Consider the following 3,345-nt stretch of genomic DNA (forward strand, 5'->3'; position numbering starts at 1 on the left):
CCCGGGGGGCGGGCCGACCAGGTGTGGGAGCCGGAGCGGATCACGGTGGGCGCCGGGCGCCGGGAACCGCCGGGGTAGCGCGGTCACCCGGGGAGCCGGCAGATTCACCGACCCGGATTCCCCGACGATGGGAGGCCCGGCAGGGGGTCTCGCGCTGTCCTCCGTCATGGCCCCTCTTCGCCGACGGGCACCATTCGCGTACCGGGTCCACCCGCCACCGTGCCGTCATTCCCCGACGGGTCGTCCCCGAGCGCCGTCGTCCGGTCCGTTCGTCGCCTTGTCCGTGCGACGGCTTGTCGGAATGCCGTGGCGCGGTGGATCCCCGTGGTCGGGCGGTGTGCGCTGGTACGCGACCAGCCTGCCATGCGGTCGGGTTGTCCGCCGTGACGGAGCCCGGTTGCATCGGCTACAGGTTGTTTGGAGGGCGAGTTTGGAGGGCGAAGGCCCTGGGACGCGTTCCACCGAAATGCCGCACCCACGATCGGGTGGTCGAGGATCGGGCGGTCGAAGCCGGTGCCGACCCGGTCACTGCCGGCGCTCGGCGGCGCGGGCCTTCACGGTCGCCCCGAGGCCGCGCGCGGCGGTTTCGGCACGCTGCTTCAGCGGCCCGAGGGTGCGGCGCAGCCGATCGATCCGTCCCTCGCCGCCACGGGTGACATCCGCCGCCTCGCCCTCCCCGTAGTCATGATCGGGATGGTCCGCCGCACCCAGCCGCCAGTAGCCGCGGGTCGACAGGTCGGCGCGGTCCAGCCCCGCGGCGAGCAGGTGACGGCGGATCCGGCGTACCGCCGTGGCCTCGCAGGCCACCCAGGCCGCGGTGCCGGCGGGCAGGGGTACGGCCTCGACGGCCTCGGCCAGCAGCATGCCGGGAACCCCGCCGTCACGGTGCAGCCAGGTGACGGTCGTCGCGGGGGTGACCGGGAGAGCCCGTCGGCGGCCGGCGTCGCGAACCTCCGCCACCACGGTCACCGGTACCCGAGCGGGCAGCCGTTCCAGCACCGTCGCCAGCGCGGGCAGGCCGGTCTCGTCGGCGGCGAGCAGGTGATGCGCGGCCGACGTCCGCACCTCGTATCCACCCCCCGGTCCGGCGATGGCGAGATGGTCACCGGGCCGGGCGGTACCCGCCCACCGCCCGGCCGGACCCTCGCCGTGCAGGAGCATCTCGATGTCCAGTTCGAGGGCCTCAGCGTCGAACCGGCGCGGGGTGTAGGTCCGCACGATCGGGCGGGGTGTACCCGCCGGGAAGACGGGGCGTCCGTCCGGCCCCCAGCTCGGAACGGTCGGTTCGGTCTGTCCGTCGGCCGGCAGGAAGATCTTCACGTGCTGCGCGGCCCGGGGCAGCGAGAATCCGGCCAGCGCCGGCCCACCGAGTGTCACCGTCACCATGTCCCCGGTGAGCGGGGTGACGCGGACGACCCGCAGCCGGCGCGGGGCCGGCCGGGCGCGCCGCGGCGCGGGCCGGTTCTCCGCCGACGTCGACGGGCGGCCGTCGCGCCCGTCCGGTAGTCCGGTCGGGCGGGGCGTGGATGGTGGCGTGGATGGTACGGAGGAGTCCGGCCCGAAGGTCGACATCGGTTCTTGCGTCCTGTCTCTCGTGACCGCGGGCCGGACTGGTCCTGGCCCGCACGGACGGGCTTCAGGCCCGAGACGGGGCTGTCCCGACCTCCGCGAGCCCGGGTGGCATTTCAGGACGAACCTACGCCCCGCCATTCGGGCGATGACTCGCGGAGGGGCGCGACGGTTGTTCCGTACCTGCTTCGGGTCTGCGCCGGATCTGCGCCGACATGATTGTCCTTCTTGACAAGGAAAATTTTCGGTAGGATGATGAGGCGCATGTTGGAGGTCGCAGTGATCGATGACCCGGCCGCAGCGGGGGCCGCGCTCGACCCGGTCCGGGCGAGGTTGCTGGCCGCGCTCACGGAGCCGGGTTCGGCCAGCACCCTGGCCACTCCCGTGGGGCTGTCACGTCAGCGGGTCAATTACCACCTGAGGGCCCTGGAGCGTCACGGGCTGGTCGAACTCGTCGAGGAACGCAGAAGGGGCAACTGCACCGAGCGCGTACTACGGGCGACGGCGGCCTCCTATGTGATCTCGCCGACCGCGTTGCCGGCGGTCGCCCCGGATCCCGGCCGGTCGCCGGATCAGCGCTCTGCCCGATGGCTGCTAGCGCTCGGTGCCCGGCTGGTGCGGGAGGTCGGCGACCTCATCACCGGTGCCACCGCCGCCCGGCAGCGGCTGGCGACGTTCGCGATCGACAGCGAGATCCGGTTCGCCTCCGCCGCGGACCGCGCCGCGTTCGCAGCGGAGCTCGGGGAGACGGTTGCCGCCCTCGTCGGCAGGTACCACGACACCACCGCCACGGGCGGGCGCTCCCACCGTTTCGTCGTCGCCCTGCACCCGAGCGTCACGCGGCCCGAGCGGGTGGCTGTCGGCTCCGATGCGGGATCCGAGGCGGGGGAGAGCATCCTCGGCCTCGGCACCGCCGGTCCCACCGGCATCGACAGCCCCACCAACGCAGCCGGTCCCACCAACGCAGCCGGCCCAACCGGAACCGATGGCCCCAGCGCAACCAAGGAGAACCAGAGATGTCCCGTGAGTTCGAGATCCGCCGCGAGGGTGTGCTGTCCACCTCCCCGGAGGAGTACTGGGACGCCGTGACCACCGGTAACGGCGGATGGCTGTGGCCGATGGAGTTCGAGCCCCGCCAGGGTGGCGCCGCGCCCTTCGGGGGCACGGTCACCGTCTGGGATCCGCCGCACCACCTCGTCACCCGGGTGGAGGGTGCGGACGGCTGGTTCAACCAGCTGGAACATGTGATCGAGGGCCGGGACGGCGGCACGACCTCCTTCCGCTACGTCCACAGCGGGATCTTCGTCGACGACTGGGAGAACCAGTACGACGGCGCCAGCCAGCACACCGACTTCTACCTGCACACGCTCGGTCAGTACCTGCGGTACTTCAGCCGCCGGCCGGTGACCTACGTCGCGGCCGACGCGCCGGCGTCCTCGACCGCGCCGGACGCGTTTGTCCGGCTGCGCCACGAGCTAGGCGTCGCCGACGAGGTCGGCCAAGGCGACGCGGTGCGCCTCACCCTCCCGGGCATCGACCCGCTGGACGCCGTGGTCGACTACCTGCATCCCCACTTCCTTGGCCTGCGGACCGGCGACGGGCTGTACCGCTTCTTCGGCCGCAACGCCTTCGGCGCCCCGATCGGCATCGCCCTGCACCTGTTCGCCCCCGGCACCGACCAGGCGAAGACTACTCAGGCCTGGACCGACTGGCTACAGGACGTGTTCGCTTAATCGCCTTTGCGGCAATCTCTATCATTGAGCCTTTTCAAAGTTG

3 protein-coding genes are annotated in these 3,345 nt (G+C 72.2%); 2 read left to right on the forward strand and 1 reads right to left on the reverse strand.

All coding sequences use genetic code 11. The features are described 5' to 3' along the window. Positions 1-525 precede the first annotated feature (525 nt). Entirely contained in the window at positions 526-1,572 is a 1,047-nt protein-coding gene (locus AC08OX_RS16280) for a siderophore-interacting protein (protein ID WP_476608599.1), read from the reverse strand. Between the two features lie 261 nt (positions 1,573-1,833). Here AC08OX_RS16280 and AC08OX_RS16285 point away from each other — a divergent pair, with 261 nt between their 5' ends. Both AC08OX_RS16285 and AC08OX_RS16290 read left to right on the forward strand, forming a co-directional pair. Next, positions 1,834-2,658, forward strand: coding sequence for an ArsR/SmtB family transcription factor (locus AC08OX_RS16285; RefSeq protein WP_476608600.1), 825 nt, complete (start codon positions 1,834-1,836; stop codon positions 2,656-2,658). Continuing rightward, positions 2,586-3,302 carry an SRPBCC family protein gene (locus AC08OX_RS16290; RefSeq protein WP_476608601.1) on the forward strand — a complete coding sequence of 239 codons (717 nt, stop codon included), beginning with the start codon at positions 2,586-2,588 and terminating at the stop codon, positions 3,300-3,302. The genes AC08OX_RS16285 and AC08OX_RS16290 overlap by 73 nt, the downstream gene beginning before the upstream one ends. The last annotated feature ends 43 nt before the right edge of the window (positions 3,303-3,345 follow it).

This window comes from Frankia sp. CoBUL1 (assembly GCF_978021245.1).

What these genes read in the sequence shown, in the direction of transcription:
- AC08OX_RS16290 (WP_476608601.1), top strand. Translation starts at nt 2,586, where the DNA reads ATGTCCCGTGAGTTCGAGATCCGCCGCGAGGGTGTGCTGTCCACCTCC.
- AC08OX_RS16285 (WP_476608600.1), top strand. Translation starts at nt 1,834, where the DNA reads ATGTTGGAGGTCGCAGTGATCGATGACCCGGCCGCAGCGGGGGCCGCG.
- AC08OX_RS16280 (WP_476608599.1), bottom strand. Translation starts at nt 1,572, where the DNA reads ATGTCGACCTTCGGGCCGGACTCCTCCGTACCATCCACGCCACCATCC.